The sequence below is a fragment of the Flavobacterium sp. genome, from assembly GCF_017744675.1.
In the GTDB taxonomy this organism is placed as follows: domain Bacteria; phylum Bacteroidota; class Bacteroidia; order Flavobacteriales; family Flavobacteriaceae; genus Flavobacterium.
Genome location: NZ_JAGIAV010000001.1, coordinates 77,540 through 97,400 on the forward strand (window position 1 = coordinate 77,540; position 19,861 = coordinate 97,400).

19 protein-coding genes are annotated in these 19,861 nt (G+C 34.2%); 8 read left to right on the plus strand and 11 right to left on the minus strand.

Going from position 1 to position 19,861, the window contains the following annotated elements; translation table 11 throughout:
* Positions 1-102: 102 nt before the first annotated feature.
* The 3 genes from J7574_RS00335 to J7574_RS00345 all read left to right on the plus strand — a co-directional run bounded on the left by J7574_RS00335 (position 103) and on the right by J7574_RS00345 (position 2,839).
* The gene (locus J7574_RS00335) at positions 103-1,290 is read left to right on the plus strand and encodes a hypothetical protein (RefSeq protein WP_290962762.1); all 1,188 of its coding nucleotides are present in this window, start codon (positions 103-105) and stop codon (positions 1,288-1,290) included.
* 108 nt (positions 1,291-1,398) lie between these two features.
* Positions 1,399-1,737 carry a T9SS type A sorting domain-containing protein gene (locus J7574_RS00340; RefSeq protein ID WP_290962764.1) on the plus strand — a complete coding sequence of 113 codons (339 nt, stop codon included), beginning with the start codon at positions 1,399-1,401 and terminating at the stop codon, positions 1,735-1,737.
* A gap of 121 nt (positions 1,738-1,858) precedes the next feature.
* Positions 1,859-2,839: an acyl transferase gene (locus J7574_RS00345; protein WP_290962766.1), complete on the plus strand. Its 981-nt coding sequence runs from the start codon at positions 1,859-1,861 to the stop codon at positions 2,837-2,839.
* Positions 2,840-3,125: 286 nt separating this feature from the next.
* On the opposite strand, the gene tyrS is transcribed toward J7574_RS00345, so the two are convergent.
* Entirely contained in the window at positions 3,126-4,421 is a 1,296-nt protein-coding gene (gene tyrS / locus J7574_RS00350) for a tyrosine--tRNA ligase (protein WP_290962768.1), read from the minus strand.
* A 200-nt stretch (positions 4,422-4,621) separates the two neighbouring features.
* On the opposite strand from tyrS, the gene J7574_RS00355 reads away from it, so the two are divergent.
* The gene (locus tag J7574_RS00355; RefSeq protein ID WP_290962770.1) at positions 4,622-5,623 is read left to right on the plus strand and encodes an NAD-dependent epimerase/dehydratase family protein; all 1,002 of its coding nucleotides are present in this window, start codon (positions 4,622-4,624) and stop codon (positions 5,621-5,623) included.
* Here J7574_RS00355 and J7574_RS00360 read toward each other — a convergent pair.
* The 3 genes from J7574_RS00360 to J7574_RS00370 are packed head-to-tail and all read right to left on the minus strand — an operon-like array spanning position 5,618 to position 8,183.
* Positions 5,618-6,097 (minus strand): DUF4296 domain-containing protein, encoded by a 480-nt coding sequence (locus J7574_RS00360; protein ID WP_290962772.1) that lies wholly within the window; start codon positions 6,095-6,097, stop codon positions 5,618-5,620. The two genes, J7574_RS00355 and J7574_RS00360, sit on opposite strands and share 6 nt — an antisense overlap.
* A gap of 9 nt (positions 6,098-6,106) precedes the next feature.
* Entirely contained in the window at positions 6,107-7,447 is a 1,341-nt protein-coding gene (locus tag J7574_RS00365; RefSeq protein ID WP_198855441.1) for a dihydroorotase, read from the minus strand.
* A 10-nt stretch (positions 7,448-7,457) separates the two neighbouring features.
* On the minus strand, positions 7,458-8,183 hold the full coding sequence (locus J7574_RS00370; protein ID WP_290962775.1) for a polyprenol monophosphomannose synthase: 726 nt from the start codon (positions 8,181-8,183) through the stop codon (positions 7,458-7,460).
* 106 nt (positions 8,184-8,289) lie between these two features.
* Between J7574_RS00370 and J7574_RS00375 the strand changes: the two genes are divergently transcribed.
* The 3 genes from J7574_RS00375 (at position 8,290) to J7574_RS00385 (ending at position 10,451) form a co-directional block, all read left to right on the plus strand.
* Positions 8,290-8,958 (plus strand): DUF4271 domain-containing protein, encoded by a 669-nt coding sequence (locus J7574_RS00375; RefSeq protein ID WP_290962777.1) that lies wholly within the window; start codon positions 8,290-8,292, stop codon positions 8,956-8,958.
* Positions 8,959-8,972: 14 nt separating this feature from the next.
* Entirely contained in the window at positions 8,973-9,722 is a 750-nt protein-coding gene (locus tag J7574_RS00380) for a uroporphyrinogen-III synthase (RefSeq protein WP_008465120.1), read from the plus strand.
* Positions 9,723-9,980: 258 nt separating this feature from the next.
* On the plus strand, positions 9,981-10,451 hold the full coding sequence (locus J7574_RS00385) for an Lrp/AsnC ligand binding domain-containing protein (RefSeq protein WP_008465121.1): 471 nt from the start codon (positions 9,981-9,983) through the stop codon (positions 10,449-10,451).
* A gap of 164 nt (positions 10,452-10,615) precedes the next feature.
* Here the strand turns inward: J7574_RS00385 and J7574_RS00390 are convergent, their stop codons facing one another.
* The 3 genes from J7574_RS00390 to J7574_RS00400 form a co-directional block, all read right to left on the minus strand.
* Positions 10,616-11,302, minus strand: coding sequence for a zinc metallopeptidase (locus J7574_RS00390; RefSeq protein WP_290962780.1), 687 nt, complete (start codon positions 11,300-11,302; stop codon positions 10,616-10,618).
* Between the two features lie 102 nt (positions 11,303-11,404).
* Entirely contained in the window at positions 11,405-12,034 is a 630-nt protein-coding gene (locus J7574_RS00395; RefSeq protein WP_290962782.1) for a response regulator, read from the minus strand.
* A 13-nt stretch (positions 12,035-12,047) separates the two neighbouring features.
* On the minus strand, positions 12,048-14,036 hold the full coding sequence (locus J7574_RS00400) for a sensor histidine kinase (protein ID WP_290962784.1): 1,989 nt from the start codon (positions 14,034-14,036) through the stop codon (positions 12,048-12,050).
* Positions 14,037-14,203: 167 nt separating this feature from the next.
* On the opposite strand from J7574_RS00400, the gene J7574_RS00405 reads away from it, so the two are divergent.
* Positions 14,204-14,602 (plus strand): MmpS family transport accessory protein, encoded by a 399-nt coding sequence (locus J7574_RS00405; RefSeq protein WP_290962786.1) that lies wholly within the window; start codon positions 14,204-14,206, stop codon positions 14,600-14,602.
* Positions 14,603-14,671: 69 nt separating this feature from the next.
* Here the strand turns inward: J7574_RS00405 and J7574_RS00410 are convergent, their stop codons facing one another.
* From J7574_RS00410 to leuS, 4 genes are all read right to left on the minus strand, one after another.
* Positions 14,672-15,268 carry a hypothetical protein gene (locus tag J7574_RS00410; RefSeq protein ID WP_290962788.1) on the minus strand — a complete coding sequence of 199 codons (597 nt, stop codon included), beginning with the start codon at positions 15,266-15,268 and terminating at the stop codon, positions 14,672-14,674.
* Positions 15,255-15,728: a sigma-70 family RNA polymerase sigma factor gene (locus J7574_RS00415; protein WP_290962791.1), complete on the minus strand. Its 474-nt coding sequence runs from the start codon at positions 15,726-15,728 to the stop codon at positions 15,255-15,257. Before J7574_RS00415 ends, J7574_RS00410 begins: the two co-directional genes overlap by 14 nt.
* A 2-nt stretch (positions 15,729-15,730) precedes the next feature.
* Positions 15,731-16,579 (minus strand): alpha/beta hydrolase, encoded by an 849-nt coding sequence (locus tag J7574_RS00420; RefSeq protein ID WP_290962793.1) that lies wholly within the window; start codon positions 16,577-16,579, stop codon positions 15,731-15,733.
* A 312-nt stretch (positions 16,580-16,891) separates the two neighbouring features.
* Positions 16,892-19,756: a leucine--tRNA ligase gene (leuS, locus tag J7574_RS00425; RefSeq protein ID WP_290962795.1), complete on the minus strand. Its 2,865-nt coding sequence runs from the start codon at positions 19,754-19,756 to the stop codon at positions 16,892-16,894.
* Between the last annotated feature and the right edge of the window lie 105 nt (positions 19,757-19,861).

Consider the following 19,861-nt stretch of genomic DNA (forward strand, 5'->3'; position numbering starts at 1 on the left):
GTCAATTTTTAATAACTGTAATGTAATACTCAGATAACACCCTAAAAAGATTAACCTCATAATTTTGACAAAAATAAAAATGAATAATACAACACAAAAACTATGAAAACTAAAATTCTTGCTCTAGCACTTGCTACAGGTTTATTTTTTAATTCTTGCTCAAGCAGCGACGACACAACTCCTGTTACACCACCTGCTACAGGCGAAATTACAGGTCCTATCACTGCAAACAAAACTTATGCTTACGGTAACTACACTTTAAAAGGAATTGTGAAAATTAATTCTGGTGTAACTGTAACTTTTGATGCAGGATCTACAATCACTATAGATAAAGCTACCGGAGACAACGCTTTAGTTGTTTTAAACGGAGGAAAACTAATCATCAACGGAACTGCTGATAAACCAGTTGTATTTACAGAGAAATCTAAAATTCCTGGTTCTTGGGGAGGTATCATCATGTACGGTGATGCACCTGCAAAAGTTGCTGGAGGAGGAACTTCTTCTACTTCTGAAGATGGAAATAATATCTCTTATGGAGGAACAAATCCAACTCACAATGGAGGTTCATTAAACTACGTTAGAGTTGAATACGCTGGATCTAAATTAGCTGACGGACAAAAAGAAAACAACGCTTTCACATTCTACTCTGTAGGTTCAGGAACAACTTTAGACCACTTAGTAGCTTACAAAGGTGCTGATGATGGATTCGAATTCTTCGGAGGAACTGTAAGTATGACAAATGCAATTTCTTATGGTAATTATGATGATGCTTTTGACTGGCAAGATGGATGGCAAGGTACTGCTAATACAAACTGGTATGCTTACCAAACTGGAAAAGGAAACTACGGAATGGAAATCGAAGCATCTGCAAATGACAATGCTTTTGGACCAAAAGTTTCTAACATTACTTTAAAAAGAGAAGCTGGAAACGTTCCTGAAGTTGGAGACAACCAAGTTGATGCTTTCCAATTCAAAAGAGAAGGAAACGGAGAATTCAGCAACATCATTGTTGATGGTTATGGAAACTTCACAACTGGATCTACAACTTACCAAGGTTCTGTAGTTAGCATCTTAGATGCAGCAACTAACACTCACCAAGTAAATACATCTAAAATCAAAATTTTAAATGTAAAAATTTCTAACACAACAAATGTAATCCCTGTTGCAGGTGCTGCTGGTTTTACAGTAGCTTTCCCAGCTGGAACTTTCACAACAAGCACTACAGCTACTGGAGCTTCATTAGCAGCGGGAGCTTGGGCTTCAGTTGATGGCGCTAGCTTAATCAAATAATTTACTTCGAACATAAATTGTTAAAAACATCCTAAATATTTAGGATGTTTTTTTTTGGCCTACTTTTTGTATTTTTTTTTGTATATTTACGGTAATCAAATACATGCGATGGCAAAAAACTACTTTTATATTACTTTCTTATTGGCATTTTTCTTCACTGTAAGCGTTTCAGCGCAAGACAGCAAGCAATTACCAAAACCTCAGGAATCTACTTCTATTGAGGGGCTAAGCTTGTATCCTAATCCAGTGACAAATGGAAAAGTCTATATCTCTTCTAAAAACGATTTAGAGAAAGAAATTATTGTGTTTGACATTTTAGGAAAAAAAGTTTTGCAAGCGCATTTGGTTTCACGAGAACTAAGCGTTTCAGAACTACCTCCAGGTGTTTATATCATCAAAATAAGCGAACAAAATGCATCAGCAACCCGAAAACTCATTATAAGATAAAAAAAGCTCCTTTGGAGCTTTTTTTAGTTTACAGTACTCTGTCGCAGTTCTCAGTTTAGAAACTGCCACTGAAAACTACGACAGAAAACTAAAAAATAAATATCTTTGCAAAAAAAACATTTTGATCACAGCCAGCGATATCTTTACCATTTCAAGTCAGAAACAATTTGAAAAAATAGCACTAAAAGTGTTTCGTTTTCAGCACGAGAACAACAAAGTCTATCGCGATTTTTGTGATTTTTTAAAGGTTAATCCTCAGCAGGTAAAATCACTGAAGCAAATTCCTTTTCTACCCATACAATTTTTCAAAAGTCATGATGTCGTTTCTAATACCGATCCGGCGCAAGTAACTTTTACCAGCAGCGGTACAACTGGAATGATTACAAGCAGGCATTTAGTGACCGATATTTCCCTATATGAGGAAAGTTACCGCAAAGGCTTTTCTCAATTTTATGGCAACATCGAAGATTACGTTGTTTTAGCCCTTTTACCGTCTTATTTAGAACGCGAAGGTTCTTCGTTAATATACATGGTAGAAGATTTGATAAAACTGTCCAATCAGCCTGAAAGTGGGTTTTATTTGCACAATCATGATGACCTAATCAAAAAACTTCTGGAATTGGATGAAGCAGGTCAAAATGTAATCTTAATTGGAGTTACGTACGCTTTATTAGATTTGATCGAAAAACACCAATTCAATCTTCAAAATACCATCATTATGGAAACGGGAGGAATGAAAGGAAAACGCAAAGAAATGATTCGCGAAGAATTGCACGACATTTTATGTAAAGGTTTTGGTGTTTCATCGATTCATTCAGAATACGGAATGACCGAGCTTTTGGCGCAAGCCTATTCTCTTGGCGAAGGTATTTTCGAATGTCCTTCTTGGATGCATATTTTAATTCGCGACCCAGAAGATGCCTTAACATACGTAAATGATGGAAAAACTGGCGGAATTAACGTAATTGATTTAGCTAATATTAATTCCTGCTCTTTTATCGCCACACAAGATTTAGGTAAAAAATATTCCAACAATTCTTTTGAAGTGTTGGGACGTTTTGACAATTCTGATATTCGTGGCTGCAATTTGATGGTTCTTTAAAATTGTTTAACCGTTGATTTGGTTAATCGTTTAATCGCATTTTTGTTTAACCGTTAATTCGGTTAATCGTTGATTTGGTTAATCGTTTAATCGATCATATCGAATCTTAAATTCACTGCATTGTTCAAACGTTCCTACGGAACGTATAACTGCAAAACAAATTTTAATTCTACTACCGACGAGACATTCCTACGGAATGTTTTTTTCAATAAAAAAATCCCAATATTCTTTCGAACATTGGGATTTATATATTTATTGCAAAAGATTTGTAAAATCGATTAAACAGTTAAACAACTCTTATCACAAAGTAATTTCTCCTTCCGCTTTGCAATAAAACAAATTGATTATTGATTAAATCATTTGCCGTTAAAACGAAATCTTCTTTTATCTTTTCTCTGTTTACAGAAATTGAGTTTGCTGTTAAAGCTCTTCTCGCCTCTCCGTTTGATTTAAAAAAACCCGTTTTTTCGTTTAGAACCGTAATAATATCCAATCCGCTTTCTAAATCTGCTTTTGCGATTTCAGCTTGCGGAACTCCGTCAAAAACTTCTAAGAAAGTCGCTTCATCCAATTTTTTCAAGTCTTCTGCTGTTGAATTTCCAAATAAAATATTTGAAGCTTGAATTGCTTTCTCTAACTCTTCTCTATTGTGAACAAAAACAGTAATTTCTTCTGCTAATTTCTTTTGTAAAACTCTTAAATGCGGAGCCGTTTTGTGCTCTTCAATTAAGGCATCTATAGTATCTTTATCTAAGAAAGTAAAGATTTTAATATATTTCTCAGCATCTACATCTGTAGTGTTTACCCAAAATTGGTAGAATTTGTAAACAGAAGTTTTATCAGCATCTAACCAAACATTTCCACCTTCAGATTTTCCGAATTTAGATCCGTCTGCTTTTGTGATCAAAGGCGTTGTTAAGGCGTAAGCTTTAGCATTTTCACCTCCCATTCTGCGCACTAATTCCGTTCCTGTGGTAATATTACCCCATTGGTCAGAACCACCCATTTGCAGAATGCAATTATTGTTTTTATATAAATGATAAAAATCGTAACCTTGAATTAATTGATATGTAAACTCTGTAAAAGACATTCCTTCACCTTCTCCGCTAAATCTCTTTTTTACAGAATCTTTAGCCATCATATAATTTACAGTGATTCTTTTTCCAACTTCACGTGCAAAATCGATAAAAGAGAATTCTTTCATCCAATCGTAGTTATTCACCATTACAGGTGCATTTGCTTCGGTTGAATTAAAATCTAAGAAACGAGACAAAACGCTTTTGATTCCAGCTACGTTTTTAGCCAAAGCTTCTTCGTCAAGCAAGTTTCTTTCATCAGATTTACCAGAAGGGTCACCAATCATTCCTGTTGCTCCACCAACTAAAGCTATCGGTCTATGTCCGAAATTCTTTAAGTGAACCAATAAAATAATCTGAACCATACTTCCGATGTGCAGTGAATCTGCCGTTGGATCAAAACCGATATAGGCAGTGGTTGCTTCTTTTAGCAATTGTTCTTCCGTTCCAGGCATACTATCATGATATAACCCGCGCCATTTTAATTCTTCAACTAGATTCTTCATTTTTTTAAATAATTTGCGCAAATGTAATCAATGTGAATGGCAATGGCAAAAAACTTCTGCCACTAAGGCGCAAAGACACAAAGATTAAAAAAACAAAAACTTTGCGCCTTCGCGCCTTAGTGGCAAAAAAACAAAAAAACCTTTGCAACTTTGTCTCTCTGCACCTTTGCACCTTTAAAGCAAAAACTTATCTTTACAACATGATATTAGTAACTGGAGGAACAGGTTTAGTAGGCGCACATTTATTGCTTCATTTAATCGAAAATGGAGAAAATGTTCGGGCAATTTACAGAACCCAAAACAATATACAGAAAACAAAATCGGTTTTTGATTTATATAAAAAACCCCATTTGTTTGAAAAGATTAATTGGCTTGAAGCCGATATTCTAGATATACCTTCACTTGAAACTGCTTTTATCGACATCAAACAAGTATATCACTGTGCTGCTTTTATTTCGTTTGAACCAAAAAACGAAGAAATCCTTAGAAAAACCAATATCGAAGGAACTGCCAATATGGTCAATTTCTCCATCGATAAAAAAATTGAAAAGTTTTGCTATATCAGTTCGATCGCTGCTTTAGGAGATATTGCTCCTCACGAAACGCAAATTACCGAAGAAACAGATTGGAATCCTGAGAAACCGCATAGCGATTACGCCATTTCTAAATATGGTGCCGAAATGGAAGTTTGGCGCGGACATCAAGAAGGTTTAGATGTTATTATTGTAAATCCTGGAGTTATTTTAGGTCCGCCGAAAATGATGGATATTTTTAGCGAAGGCAGCAGCGAAATCTATCGAAAAGTTTCTAAAGGTCTATCGTTCTACACACTCGGAAGTACTGGTTTCATCTCTGTTGATGATGTGGTAAAAACAAGTTACGAATTGATGAAAAGTGAAATAAAAAACGAACGTTTCGCCCTTATCGCAGATAATATTGTTTTTAAAGATCTTCTAGACACGGTTGCCGATACCTTAAAAGTAAAAAGACCACACCTTCACGCCAAGCCTTTCCTGATGAACATATTGTGGATTGCAGATGGAGTATTTTCTACTTTATTTTTTAGAAAAAGAAGCATTACAAAAGCAACAGCAAAAGCTTCCTATTCAAAGAATTTGTATAGTAATGAAAAAATAAAAACCGCTCTAGGAACGGTTTTTACTGATATTCATCAATATATTAAAGAAAGTTCAAAATTATAACTCTCTTCTATGTTTTCTCTGTGCCATTCTTAGAGAATCGATATTGATCTTTGGAATTGTTTTTTTAACCGAATCTTTTAGAGCTTCTTTAGGCTTGTTTTTATTTTCCTTCGCCGCTTTTTTCTCATCAATTTTAGCCAAAGAATCTGCTGCTCTCTGATTTACAGCAATTCTTTTATTTACCTCATCAAACATTTCTTTGTAGCCATCATAATCAGAAGCATAATACATGTTATTTTGAGCAAATTGAAGACTGTCTACTTTGTATTTCTTCATTATAAACTTCGTCGGATCATTTTCTATCGAATCTAAAGACAATGGTTTTTGATATCTCATTGCCTCCAAAAGAGACAAATCATACATAATATCAACCATTTTATCTTTCTCGATAAGTTTAGCTGGCTGTTTTACGACATTGTTTTTACAGCTTATAGAAAGAAACAAAACCAATATTATTACTATAAAATTCTTCATAGCTGCTTTTTATCTGTCAAACAATAATCTTTTACCTGCTCTAGTATCTTTTACTTTGAAGTTGTTGTAAACCAATTCTCCGTTTACAAAAGTATGTGTAATTCTCGATTTGAAAGTATATCCTTCAAAAGGAGACCATCCGCATTTGTACAATATATTTTCTGGTTTCACACTCCAAGGCAAGCTTGGATTTACGATTACTAAATCGGCATGATAACCTTCTCTAATAAAACCTCTTTTTTCGATTTTGAAAATCTTAGCGGGATTGTGGCACATTTTCTCCACGATTTTCTCCACCGTAATTTTTCCTTGATGATGCGCTTCAAACATTGCTACAACTGCATGCTGTACTAGCGGACCTCCAGAAGGCGCATTCAAATAAGATTGCATTTTTTCTTCTTTCGTATGAGGTGCGTGATCTGTTGCAATTACATCAATTCTTCCATCATTTAATGCTTTCCAAAGTTCTGCACGATCTTCGGCAGTTTTAACGGCAGGATTCCATTTAATGAAATTTCCTTTTGTTTTATAATCTTCATCAGTAAACCAAAGGTGGTGCACACAAACCTCAGCTGTGATTTTTTTATCTTCCAACGGAATTTTGTTCGTAAACAATTCCATTTCTTTCGCAGTAGAAAGATGGAAAATATGCAATCTAGCTCCAGTACGTTTTGCTAAGGCCACTGCTTTTGACGAAGAAATATAACAAGCTTCAGCACTTCTAATTAAATTATGTGCGGTTACTGGAACATCGTCTCCATATTGCTCTTTAAAAGCAGCAAGATTATTTTTAATCGTAGTTTCGTCTTCACAGTGAACTGCGATTAACATTGGCGTGCTAGAGAAAATCTTTTCTAAAACAGCTTCATTATCAACCAACATATTTCCAGTTGATGAACCTAAGAAAATCTTGATTCCAGCAACGTTTTTTGGATTTGTTTTTAAAACTTCCTCCAAATTATCGTTGGTTGCTCCCATCATAAACGAATAATTCGCAAATGATTTTTGAGACGCAATTTGATATTTATCTTCTAATATTTCCTGAGTAACCGCATTTGGAACTGTATTTGGCTGTTCGATAAAAGAAGTAATTCCGCCCGCAACGGCAGCACGAGATTCCGATTCGATATCGCCTTTATGTGTTAAACCCGGTTCTCTAAAATGCACTTGGTCGTCTATCGCGCCCGGCATTAAATAATTTCCTTCAGCATCAATTACGATACAATCTGAAGTTTTTAATGAAATGCTGTCGGCAATTTCAACAATCAGATCGTTTTCAATTAAAACATCCCCTTCAAAAATTGTCCCTTCGTTTACAATTTTGGCATTTTTTATTAGAATCCTGTTCATTTCGGTTGGTTTATAATGAATTGACTAATTTTCTTAATCTAAGCGAAATCACTCCAAGTATAGCTTCTTTAATAATAGCGTTGCTCATTTTAGAAACTCCTTTTGTTCGGTCTGTAAAAATAATTGGGACTTCGGTAATTTGAAATTTGGCACAATAAGTTCTGTACTTCATCTCGATTTGAAACGCGTATCCAACAAATTTTATTTTGTTGAGATTGATTTTTTCTAAAACCTCTCTTTTATAACAAACAAAACCTGCAGTCGCGTCATGAATTTTCATCCCGGTAATAAATTTTACGTAAACAGAAGCGAAATAAGACATCAGAACTCGGCTTAAAGGCCAGTTTACCACATTTACTCCAGTCACATAACGAGATCCGATAGCTAAATCTGCTCCACCAAAATGGCAAGCATCATATAATTTTTCTAAGTCATTCGGATTATGCGAAAAGTCGGCATCCATTTCAAAGATAAATTGATAGTCGCGCTCCAAAGCCCACTTAAAGCCATGAACATATGCAGTTCCCAATCCTGATTTTTTTGTTCTTTGCTCTAAAAATAATTTTCCAGGAAATTCTTCCTGTAAAGCGATCACTTTTTTAGCAGTATGGTCTGGAGAATTATCATCAATAATGAGCAGATGAAAAGGTTTATGCTGCGAAAGCACAGCTCTTACTATACTTTCTATATTTTCGATTTCGTTATATGTGGGAATTATGACAATGCTATCATTCATTTTTTCTCGGTAATTTCACCGCAAAAGTAAACTTTTTATAGCATTTGATTCATAATAAATATATAATAAAAGTATTGCATCAAAAAATTACTAATTTTGTATCGCTATGATTGAACAACTTCATCCTCGAATAATTGAAAACAAAGACTGGGCAACACTTTTGTTTGTATTGACCTTTGCCGTTGTTGCCATGACAAAATCTGCGTACGAAACAAGATTTAGTGAATTTAGTAAACTTATTTTTTCTGATAAATACGCTAAAATTTATCGCGATAACAGCCACATGAAAAACAGCTTTACGGTTGGGTTATTTTTTGTGCAGATTGTATCGTTTGCTTTTTTTATTCTGCTTACCATGAATATTTTTGGTTATGCCTCAAAAACCGACTGGGTTTTGTTTATTCAAATCGCAACTTTTCTACTTTATTTCATTTTAGGAAAGTATTTAATCGAAAAAATTGTAGCTACTTCATTCAATATCGACGATTTTGTAGAACTTTTTAACCTACAAAAAGTAACTTATAGAACGTATATTGGCGTTTTAATCCTTCCAATCAATGCTGTTTTGTTTTATTACAGCAATATTCCAAAAATTGTACCACTAGCAATCATAGGTATTTCACTGTGTATTAGCGTATACTCTTACTTTATTTCAATTAAAACGTATCAAAACGTAATTATCGGCAAGTTATTTTATTTTATTTTGTATCTTTGCGCTCTTGAAATAGCCCCTTATTATTTTCTTTATTATTGGATTACAAAAGGGAGTGCTTAGAAAATATTTATAATATGAAAGTGAAAACAATTTTGGTGTCACAGCCTGAACCTAAAGTGGAGAATTCTCCTTACTTTGAGCTCCAACAAAAACACAAAATAAAAATTGATTTCAGACCATTTATTCATGTAGAAGGGGTTAGCGCAAAAGAGATTCGATTACAAAAAATCGATCTTAATCATTACACTGCGATCATTTTAACAAGTCGAAATGCTGTAGATCATTTTTTTAGAGTTGCCGATGAAATGCGTTACAAAGTTCCTGAAGGATTGAAGTATTTTTGTCAATCTGAGGCTGTTGCATTTTACCTTCAAAAGTATGTTGTGTACAGAAAACGTAAAATTTACGTTGGAGCAAAGGATTTTGCAGATTTATCTCCGCTAATTAAGAAGTATAAAGATGAGAAGTTCTTGCTTCCTGCATCTGACCAATTAAACGCAGATGCTCCTGTTACATTAAACAGTCTAAAAGTAGATTGGGCACAAGCTATTTTTTACAGAACTGTAATGAGTGATTTATCTGATTTAGCAGATGTTTATTATGACGTTTTAGCTTTTTTCAGCCCAACAGGAATTAAATCATTGTTTAAGAATTTCCCAGATTTTAAACAAAACAACACCAGAATTGCCGTATTCGGAAGCACAACTCAAAAAGAAGCTTTAGATCATGGTTTAAGAATTGATATTCTTGCTCCAACTCCTGAAACTCCTTCTATGACAATGGCTTTAGAAAAATACGTAGCAGAAGCCAACAAAGGAAAATAACCTTATTTATAAAATATAAAATTTTTAAAATTCCAAATTCCAAACTAATCACTTGGAGTTTGGAATTTTTCTTTTTTACGAGAATTATTTTTGGGTTTAAAATTAATCGCTTCGAGTTTGGAATTTGGAATTTGAGATTTGTATTTTTTTTTTGAATTTGGAATTTAAAAAATTGGAATTTTCTTTTCTACAGCAATTTAACTACATTTGATTTCTATTGATAACCCAAATCTCAAAAATAGTTTCAAATTATAAGTTATGAAAATCAACTCCCTTTTAATTGAAATTGACGGAATCGACAAGGAAATACTTCGCTATTTAATGGACGATGCCCGAAAACCAATCCTGCAAATCGCTAATAAAATCGGAATTTCTGGAGCCGCAATTCACCAGAGACTAAAAAAACTCGAACAGTCTGGAGTTATTTCCGGATCTAAATTTACGGTAAATCCAAAAGTTTTGGGTTACAACACCATGGCTTTTGTTGGGGTTTATCTAGACAAAGCTTCGAGAAACTCAGAAGCCGTAAAAGAACTCAGAAAAATACCCGAAGTTTTAGAATGTCATTATACAACAGGAAACTGGTCGGTTCTAATTAAAATCATCTGCCGCGATAACGAACACTTAATGCAACTTCTGAATACCAAAATTCAAGCTATTGAAGGAGTTTCTAGAACAGAAACTTTTATTTCGTTAGATCAGCAGATTGATAGACAGATTCAGCTTTAGAATTAGATAATGTGCCAATTTGGTAATTAGATAATTTATTCAATTAGAAAATCCGGCAATTTGATAATTAGATAATTCCTAAGAAACAAAAAACCCGACAGATTTTAAAAATCTGTCGGGTTTGCTATAAATTATCTAATTGCCTAATTATCTCAATTAACTAATTAATTCCTCCTGCTTCCAGAATAAATTGATATATAGTACAGCAACGTTGCAATAGAACCAATTGCTGCTACTACATAAGTTCTTGCTGCCCATTTTAAAGCATCTTTTGCTCCTGCTTGTTCTTCTTGCGTAAGCATATGTTTGTTTTCTAACCAAGCCAAAGCGCGGTTACTCGCATCGTATTCTACTGGAAGCGTAATAATCGAAAATAAAGTCGTTGCTGCAAAAATCACAATTCCGACTAATAATAATCCAGGAAAAACTCTAATCATTAAAATTCCTGCAAGCAATATCCATTGTACATAATTGGAAGCAACACTTACAATTGGCACTAGTTTAGAACGCATTGTAAGCCATTCGTAACCAATTGCATGCTGTACAGCGTGACCGCACTCGTGCGCCGCAACAGCCGCCGCGGCTGCATTGCGATGGTTGTAAACCGCCTCACTTAAATTTACTGTTTTATCTGATGGATTATAATGATCTGTTAACTGACCTGGAGTTGAGATAACGCGAACATCTGTGATTCCGTTATCGGCAAGCATTTTTTCGGCGATTTCACGGCCGCTCATTCCGTTTCTCAACTGCAATTTCGAATACAATTCAAATTTACTCTTCAGCTGCGAACTTACCAGCCAGCTGAACAACATTATAGCTCCAGCAATAATTAAATATCCTGATCCCATTTCTTTCTGTTTTAAGATTGATTTTTAAATTTACAAAACAAACTGCAAAATGCGAACCATTTTAACAAAATGCCATTTTGACATTTTTATACCATTTTTGACTTAATTCAGCATGTTGTTTTTGAGCAGGAACGCAATTAGCTCTGCCACATTTTTCATTTTGTATTTCTGAAGAATGTTGCGTCGGTGCGTTTGAACGGTTAAAAAGCTTAAAAATAAATCGTCGGCTATTTCCTGAGTCGATTTTCCTTGAGAAAGCAACAAGGCAATATCGCGTTCTCTTCGGCTTAAACCTGGAATTCTTTCTAAATCTTCAGACAAAGGCTGGCTGATTATGGTTTTTACTTCTTCACTAAAAACAATTTCGCCATCAATGGCTTTATAGATACATTCTTTAAACTCATCAAAAGAGGCATTTTTAAGAATATAACCGTTTCCGCCGTTCTGAATAAACTGCATCACCAAACTTCTCTCAGATTGGCTGCTCATACCCAAAATCACTATTTTCGGGTATTTTTGCTTGATTATTTTACACAAATCAACTCCATTTATAATCGGAAGAAAAATATCCATTAAAATTAGATCGACATTATGATCTTCGATATAATCCAAAAGTGCCACTCCCGACCCGAATTTTTCCACAATTTCTATATTTTCTAAATCTGAAAGCAAACCTGCAATTCCAGAAATCACAATAGGATGGTCGTCTACTATTACCGTTTTATACTTCATAATCACGATTGGGTTATAGTTTTAATTCTATATAAGTTGAAGTTCCTTTATCAAGAACAGAATCTATTTCTATTTTTCCGTTTAAAAAAGCCACGCGATTTTTAATATTACGCAAGCCCATTCCGTCTTTCTTTTCTGCATCTTCAACATTAAAACCAATTCCATTGTCCTCTACCGTAATAAAAAATACATCTTTATTTAGCGAACAGGAAACTAGAATTTGAGAGGCTTTGGCATATTTTAACGCATTATTTAAAAGTTCCTGAATAATTCTGAAAATCATGATTTTAAAATGCTGTGGCAAAGTTGTTTTTTTATTCAGATACTGAAATTCGATTGCCGTTTCTGGTGTAGAATGCGAAGCGCATAAATCTCGAAGAGCGTGCTCAAGTCCCAATTTCACTAAGCTTTCAGGCATTAAATTCTGAGAGATATTGCGCAGCTCTTTTATAGAATCGTTGAGCATTGCATTTATATTCGGTTCGTTTTCCTTGTTTTCGCGTTCAGCGAGATTCAAATGCATTTTAAGCCCAGACAGCATACTTCCAAGTCCGTCGTGCAGATCTCTTGCAATTCTTTTGCGTTCAATTTCTTCACCTTCAATCAAAGCATTGGAAATCGATAATTTCTGCTGATTTTCTAATGCTTCAAGTTCTTGCTTATGATTGACTTCTTTTTGAAAACTTATCTTTTTCTGATAATTATTCCAACTCCATAAAAACAAAACCGTCAGAAACAAAACAAAAGAAAGCACCGCAAAAAGCATCATATTCAAACGATTGTTATTTACCTGCAATACTGCTTTTTCATTTTCAGACTGCAGCAAACCAATTTTCTTTTCGCTTTCCACTTTTTTATATTTTGCTTCAAGCTCTACAATTTCGTTTTTCAGCTTGGCATCGTTCAAACTATCATTAATAACATTGTATTTGTTTGAATAAAAATAAGCTTTCGGATATTCTTTAGTAGCATCATATACTTTTGACAATTCCTTATAATAGTTTTTCTTATCTACAATAAAGGGAGTATTTTCTACCAAATACTCTAAATTACTTTTGGCTTTAGCGTAATTTTTAAGTTTAAAAAGCACTTCATATTCAGCAAATTTTAAACGATTTACCGCAATAGCGTTCTGATGGCTTTCTGCCGATTTAATTCCTTTTTCAAAACTCGCTAAGGCTTCAGTATGCCTATTTTGTTTGGCATAATAAATCCCTTCCGAATAAAAATAGGAATCGTTTAAATTTGATGACGGATATTTTTCTAAAGTCGAATAGGCTTTATCCAGAATTTCTTTGGCATCATAAAAATGCTTAAGCTCAACTAGATTCTCTGCATTTATGATATACGTTTCCATCTTAGACTCTGCTAAAGTTGCCGATTTTTTCGTGGCGCTTTCAATATATTTCTGAGCTTGATCTAGATATTCGGCGGCTTTTTTGCGTTCGTCATTATTCATAAAAATAATGGCAACTGCCTTATTGAGAGCACTTATTAATTCATAATCGCCACTTTTTTTAGCAATCGGAATTGCTTCATTAACCAGCAACTTCATATAAGCATTTTCGTTATTCTTGCGCTGCTGCATAATGCCATAGTTCTGAAGTATAACGGCACGAAGTTTATAAGCTTCTTTATTATGATATTTTTTGAGTTTGTCGTTTGCCTCAAGTAACGTCTTTTCAAAACCTTCTATATCGCCTTTTTCTATAAAACTGTAAGCATTATAAAAAACAGAAGCATCTTTTAAAAAAGGATAGTTTACTTTCAACCGATTGGCCTGTTCCAGATATTCTTTAGATTTTTTAGCATCCTGTGCCATCAAAAACAGTTTTGAAAGCCTAAAACTATTCAAACATTTGACACTATCGGATTTTGTGTTTTTTGTGATTTTAACAATACTATCGATATAAACGCTATCGTCATCTAATGAAAGAATTACTTGTGAATTGGAAATTGCGGTAAAAAATAAAAAAAATAAAAAGGCGTAAAGTTTCTTCATAAGTGTGGCATTTACTCAAAGTTATTAAAGCTTAACGACTTTCAAAAAGAAACAGCTTGCTTTTACCTGATATCAGGTAATAAAAAATACATTTTATCAGGTATTGACCGCCCGAAGCTAAGGGTCTAATTTTGTTATAATCTGAATATTAATTAAAAAAATATATTATGAAATCAATATTGAAAACTTTAGCAATTGTATTGACTCTTGCTTTTACAGCGGTTTCTTGCAGCAGTGATGATGATAAAGGCTCAGGAAACAACTCAAGAGAAGTTAAATATGAAATAACTGGAAATTACACAGGAACTCTTTCTACTACTTTCTTTGAAAAAGGAGGCAATGTACTGAATGAAGACATTACTAAACTTCCTTGGACTAAAGAATTTACAGCAGAAGCAAAATCTATAGGTGCATCTTTAAGCGCAAGTGGATATGGCGGTGTTGCTGGACAAACATTAACTGGTAAAATGTATATCGGAGGAAAATTAGAAAATGAATTAACTGCAAAAGCAAATAATGACGGAATAATTGTATTATCACTTACGCCTTTTGTTTTTGGACAATAATTGATAAAATTTAGAATTTAAATTTTGGGTTTTTGGTAAAAAAAGCTTCGTATTGCACGAAGCTTTTTTTTATTCCTCTAATTGATGATTAACTTCTTCAAACTTTTCGATAAGTCCATTTATTTTATCCTGCTGCTTTTTAGCTTGTTTTGGACGAATGTAAAACCAATTGAACAACATCCAAAACAAGGTTATTCCGTAGGTTAAACTTGCTCCTAAAACACTCATTCTGCCGGCATATTCATACATATACAAACAAACGCCAAGCGTAAGTGCAATAAAGTAAAAAGTCATCATTTTGGTTTGCAAAAATTGCTGTTTCTTTTTTATCAGAATCAGTTTCTGCAAATATTCCTGATTGGTTTGCGTAGCATCGATGTTTTTATAATCGTTCAGTAATTTATTATAGACAAACATATAAACCGCCATAGCCAAGATTATTAGAATAATTCCGATTTTAGTCGAAATAAACTGAGGCTGAAAATGTATCCAGATAAAAATTATAATAGCACTTGTGGCTAGAAGCATAATATTGGTCAACCATAAACAGCGCAAAGCTGTTTTTTTAAACTTACTTAATCGCACCAGCAAATCACTCATATCTGGCTGACTTACGGATTGTTTTTTCCATAAATCTTTAAAATCTATATTATTATCGTTGATCATTGTCTTTAAATTTTTGAGTCAGTTTTTCTTTAATTCTGTGAATTTTCACTCTAACATTGGCTTCCGAAAGTCCGACGATTTTAGCAATTTCATTTTGCTTGATATCTTCTAATTCTAATGAAATAATGATACGATCGGTTTCCGGAAGCTCAGCAATACACTTATACAAGAATTGAATCTGAGGTTCTATAGAATTTTGTTTTTCTTCTGAAAGATGAATGGGAAGTTCTGATTTCGGGAAACGCTTTTGTTTTTCAATCTGTCTCAGACAATTATTAGAAGCAATTCTAAAAATCCACGTTCCAATAGACGATTCGTTTCTAAAGGTTTCCAGTTTTTGCCAAACAATTATAAAAGTTTCCTGAGCTAAATCTTGCGCTGCATCGTAATCGTTCACGAAACCCATGCAAAGCCTGAAAATTCGATCCCAATACGTTTTGTAGATTTGTTCAAATTCCATTCTTACGATTTTAAAAAAGTGCTTAATTGACCTAAATACCAAGCAGTGTCATCATACATAATAAAATGCAGACCGCTTGTAGCATATTGAAAATTAGCCGTTTTTAAATTTTTATACTGACCCTCGATAGCTGGTTTTAAATTTATAAAATAAGATTCTAATAAAATTAATGACGGACATTTAATCTGTGCGATTTTTTCTCTTAAATCAATATTGAAAAAATCACAATACATTTGCCCAAAAGTATTTCGATCCGATTTTACGCTCCAATCTACTACCATATCTAGTTTTGATGTATCGGCCAAAAGTCTTGGCATGGTCTTTTTCTGCATATCGTAAAACTCATCGTTGCTCATTCCTGTCATTTGATTTACAGTCGAAGAACAATCGTTATTCATTTTAGATTTAAAAGCAGGATCGTTTAAAGCCGCCAAACAAGGAAGCGCATCTACAACCACAATCTTGCTAACCAAATCTGGATAATCTGCTGCAATGGCAAGTGCCAGCGCACCACCCATACTGTGGCCAATTAAAATTGGTTTTTCAATTTGATTGTCTTTAATATAATTAGCAATTCCGTTTTTCCAGTTTTCAAAAGAAGCATTTGGCTGTGGTTTTCTACCGGCAAAACCAGCCATTGTAAGTGTATAACAAGTAAATTGATTTTCGAATGTGGCTCTGGTTTCGTTCCAAACATCGCCAGAAGAAGCAAAGCCAGGAATAAATATAATAGATTGATCTCCGTTTCCGGTTTTTAAAATTTCAAACGGAAATTGTTTTGTTTGTCCAAAAACATTTAAGCATAAAGCTGAAAATAAGAATGCGATAATTAAGATGATATACTTTTTCATTTTTAATAGTTTTTAAGTTGTTAATTAAATCGGATCCATGCTTTTGATACGGCAACTATTAAAATGTTACAACTTTTTTTAAAATTTCAATAAAAAAATTCTAAATCCCAATGATTGAAAGGGAAATTCCAATATTAAAATTCCAAATTCCAAACTGATTCGGGTAATTTTCCGCCACGAATTCACGAATTATTTTTGACAATCTTTGAGAATAAAAATTCATGAATTCGTGGCAAAAAAAAACATAAAAAAAATCCCAAATCCCAATCGTAAAATTGGAATTTGGAATTTTTATATTGAAAATTAATTTGGTTATCCTACCAAATTAATGATTTTCCCAGGAACAATAATCACTTTATTTGGAGTTCTTCCGTCTAAGTGTTTTTGTGTTCTTTCGTCTTTCATTACGATTTCTTCGATTTGCGCTGCGGTTAAATCCAAAGGCAATTCGATTGTGAAACGCATTTTTCCGTTGAAAGAAACTGGATATTCTTTGTTGGTTTCAACCAAATGTTTTTCTTCAAAAATTGGGAACGCAACATCAGAAATTGAAGTTGTATGTCCTAATTGCGACCATAATTCTTCAGCAATATGCGGTGCGTAAGGCGAAACCAAAATGGCTAATGGTTCTAAAATCGCTCTTGAATGACAATTTTGAGAAGACAATTCGTTAACACAAATCATAAACTGAGAAACCGAAGTATTGAAAGAGAAATTCTCAATATCATCAGCTACTTTTTTGATGGTTTTATGCAACGATTTCAAGTTGTCTTTTGTTGGTTCGTCGTTGTTTACGATTAAACCATTGTCATCAAAATACAATCTCCATAATTTTTTAAGGAAACCAAATACCCCAGAAATTCCAGCAGTATTCCAAGGTTTTGCCTGCTCTAATGGCCCTAAGAACATTTCGTACAAACGTAATGTATCAGCACCATATTCTGCGCAAATATCATCTGGAGTTACAACATTATAGTATGATTTCGACATTTTTTCAACCTCACGTCCTACAATGTATTTTCCGTTTTCATCAAAAATAAATTCAGCTGTATTGAAATCTTCTCTCCAAGCTTTGAACTTTTCGATATTTAATTCATCCGAAGAATTTACGAAATTAACATCAACACGAATTGGCTGTACTTTTTGATCTGCGATCTTATTTTTAGACACAAAAGTATTGGTTCCTTCTAATCTGTAAACATAAGCAGTCGTTCCTAAAATCATTCCCTGATTGATCAGCTTTTTGAATGGTTCTTCGGTTGGAGCCAAACCTTTATCTTTTAAGAATTTGTTCCAGAAACGAGAATACAATAAGTGACCTGTTGCGTGTTCGCTTCCTCCAATGTATAAATCTACACTTTCCCAATAAGCTAAAGCTTCTTTACTTGCAAACTCATTTTCATTGTGTGCATCCATGTAACGCATCCAATACCATGAACTTCCCGCCCAACCTGGCATAGTGTTTAACTCTAAAGGAAAAATAGTGACATTGTCAATCAACTGAGTACTAACCACTGAATTCTGAACACTGTCCCAAGCCCAAACTGCAGCATTCCCTAATGGTGGCAATCCGTCTTCAGTTGGTAAATATTTCTCTACTTCTGGCAAAATAATTGGCAAGTGTTGAGAATCGATCATTTTTGGAAGTCCATTCACATAATAAACCGGGAATGGCTCACCCCAATAACGCTGACGAGAGAAAACAGCATCACGCAAACGGTAATTGGTTTTTCCAGTTCCCTGACCAATTTCTTCCAATTTTTCGATCGCTTTTTTAGTTCCCTCTTTATAATTTAATCCGTTTAAGAAATCAGAATTTGCTATTTCAACGTTATCTTTAGATCCGTAAGCCGCTTCAGAAATATCAACATTGGCGAAAATGTTTTTAATTTCCTGCATTCCGTTTTGACCTTTAAAGAAATTAGCAAAAGCATAATCTCTCTCATCGCCACAAGGAACCGCCATAACCGCTCCTGTTCCGTAACCTGCCAAAACATAATCGCCAATCCAAACCGGAATTGGTTCTTTTGTGAACGGATGTTCCGCATAAGCTCCTGTAAATGCACCTGAAATCGTTTTTACATCAGCCATACGCTCGCGCTCAGAACGTTTAGACGTTTTTTCAATATACGCTTCAACTTCGGCTTTTTGTTCTGGAGTTGTAATTTTAGCCACCAAATCATGCTCTGGTGCTAAAGTCATAAAAGTAACTCCAAAAATAGTATCAGGACGAGTAGTAAAAACGTCAATTACTTCATCGTGATTTTTCACATTGAAAGTAACCATCGCACCAACCGATTTTCCGATCCAGTTTCTTTGCGATTCTTTAATAGATTCGCTCCAGTCAATCGTATTTAAACCGTCAAGCAAACGCTCAGCATAAGCAGAAATACGCATGCTCCATTGTGTCATTTTTTTACGGATAACAGGAAATCCTCCACGCTCAGAAACTCCGTTTACAATTTCGTCATTTGCCAAAACAGTTCCTAAACCAGGACACCAGTTAACTTCTGTTTCTGCTAAATAAGTCAATCTATATTGCAAAAGGATTTTTTCTTGTTCGTCTGCTGAAAGTGCGTTCCACTCGTCTGCAGAGAAAACGGCAATATTATCATCAGAAACTGCTTTCACATTCGCATTTCCTTCTTTTTCAAAAACAGAAATTAATGTTGCAATATCTTCGGCTTTATCTGAATTTTTATTGTACCAAGAATTGAACAATTGAATAAAAATCCATTGTGTATGTTTGTAATAATCTGGATTTGAAGTACGAACTTCACGCCCCCAGTCAAAAGAAAAACCAATTTTATCCAATTGTTTTCTGTAACCAGCAATTTGTTTTCCTTCTTTATCTACTCCACCGTCAATGTTTACGCGAGTTGTATCTTCTGGACGCTGACCTGTTTGAATTGCATATTGCTCTGCTGGCAATCCGAAACTATCGTATCCCATCGGATGCAAAACATTGAATCCTTGATGTCTTTTGAAACGAGAATAAACATCTGAAGCAATATACCCCAGCGGATGCCCAACGTGCAGTCCTGCTCCCGACGGATAAGGAAACATGTCTAAAACATAATGCTTCGGTTTTTCAGAATTGTTTTTAGCAGCAAAAGTTTCATTTTCTGCCCAATACTTCTGCCATTTGGCGTCTATTTCGTTTGGATTGTATTTCATTTTTATTTTTGAGTTGCTAAGTTACTGAGTAACTAAGGTTCTAAGTTTTAAGCCGCAAATTTACATTTATTGCGCATTGTACCAAAGCTATTTCACTGACAAACA

Excerpts from the sequence above, each read along its gene's own strand:
- J7574_RS00340 (WP_290962764.1), top strand. The coding sequence starts at position 1,399 with ATGGCAAAAAACTACTTTTATATTACTTTCTTATTGGCATTTTTCTTC.
- J7574_RS00410 (WP_290962788.1), bottom strand. The coding sequence starts at position 15,268 with ATGATCAACGATAATAATATAGATTTTAAAGATTTATGGAAAAAACAA.
- J7574_RS00355 (WP_290962770.1), top strand. The coding sequence starts at position 4,622 with ATGATATTAGTAACTGGAGGAACAGGTTTAGTAGGCGCACATTTATTG.
- leuS (WP_290962795.1), bottom strand. The coding sequence starts at position 19,756 with ATGAAATACAATCCAAACGAAATAGACGCCAAATGGCAGAAGTATTGG.
- J7574_RS00365 (WP_198855441.1), bottom strand. The coding sequence starts at position 7,447 with ATGAACAGGATTCTAATAAAAAATGCCAAAATTGTAAACGAAGGGACA.
- tyrS (WP_290962768.1), bottom strand. The coding sequence starts at position 4,421 with ATGAAGAATCTAGTTGAAGAATTAAAATGGCGCGGGTTATATCATGAT.
- J7574_RS00390 (WP_290962780.1), bottom strand. The coding sequence starts at position 11,302 with ATGGGATCAGGATATTTAATTATTGCTGGAGCTATAATGTTGTTCAGC.
- J7574_RS00375 (WP_290962777.1), top strand. The coding sequence starts at position 8,290 with ATGATTGAACAACTTCATCCTCGAATAATTGAAAACAAAGACTGGGCA.
- J7574_RS00415 (WP_290962791.1), bottom strand. The coding sequence starts at position 15,728 with ATGGAATTTGAACAAATCTACAAAACGTATTGGGATCGAATTTTCAGG.
- J7574_RS00380 (WP_008465120.1), top strand. The coding sequence starts at position 8,973 with ATGAAAGTGAAAACAATTTTGGTGTCACAGCCTGAACCTAAAGTGGAG.
- J7574_RS00360 (WP_290962772.1), bottom strand. The coding sequence starts at position 6,097 with ATGAAGAATTTTATAGTAATAATATTGGTTTTGTTTCTTTCTATAAGC.
- J7574_RS00420 (WP_290962793.1), bottom strand. The coding sequence starts at position 16,579 with ATGAAAAAGTATATCATCTTAATTATCGCATTCTTATTTTCAGCTTTA.
- J7574_RS00395 (WP_290962782.1), bottom strand. The coding sequence starts at position 12,034 with ATGAAGTATAAAACGGTAATAGTAGACGACCATCCTATTGTGATTTCT.
- J7574_RS00405 (WP_290962786.1), top strand. The coding sequence starts at position 14,204 with ATGAAATCAATATTGAAAACTTTAGCAATTGTATTGACTCTTGCTTTT.
- J7574_RS00335 (WP_290962762.1), top strand. The coding sequence starts at position 103 with ATGAAAACTAAAATTCTTGCTCTAGCACTTGCTACAGGTTTATTTTTT.
- J7574_RS00400 (WP_290962784.1), bottom strand. The coding sequence starts at position 14,036 with ATGAAGAAACTTTACGCCTTTTTATTTTTTTTATTTTTTACCGCAATT.
- J7574_RS00370 (WP_290962775.1), bottom strand. The coding sequence starts at position 8,183 with ATGAATGATAGCATTGTCATAATTCCCACATATAACGAAATCGAAAAT.
- J7574_RS00385 (WP_008465121.1), top strand. The coding sequence starts at position 9,981 with ATGAAAATCAACTCCCTTTTAATTGAAATTGACGGAATCGACAAGGAA.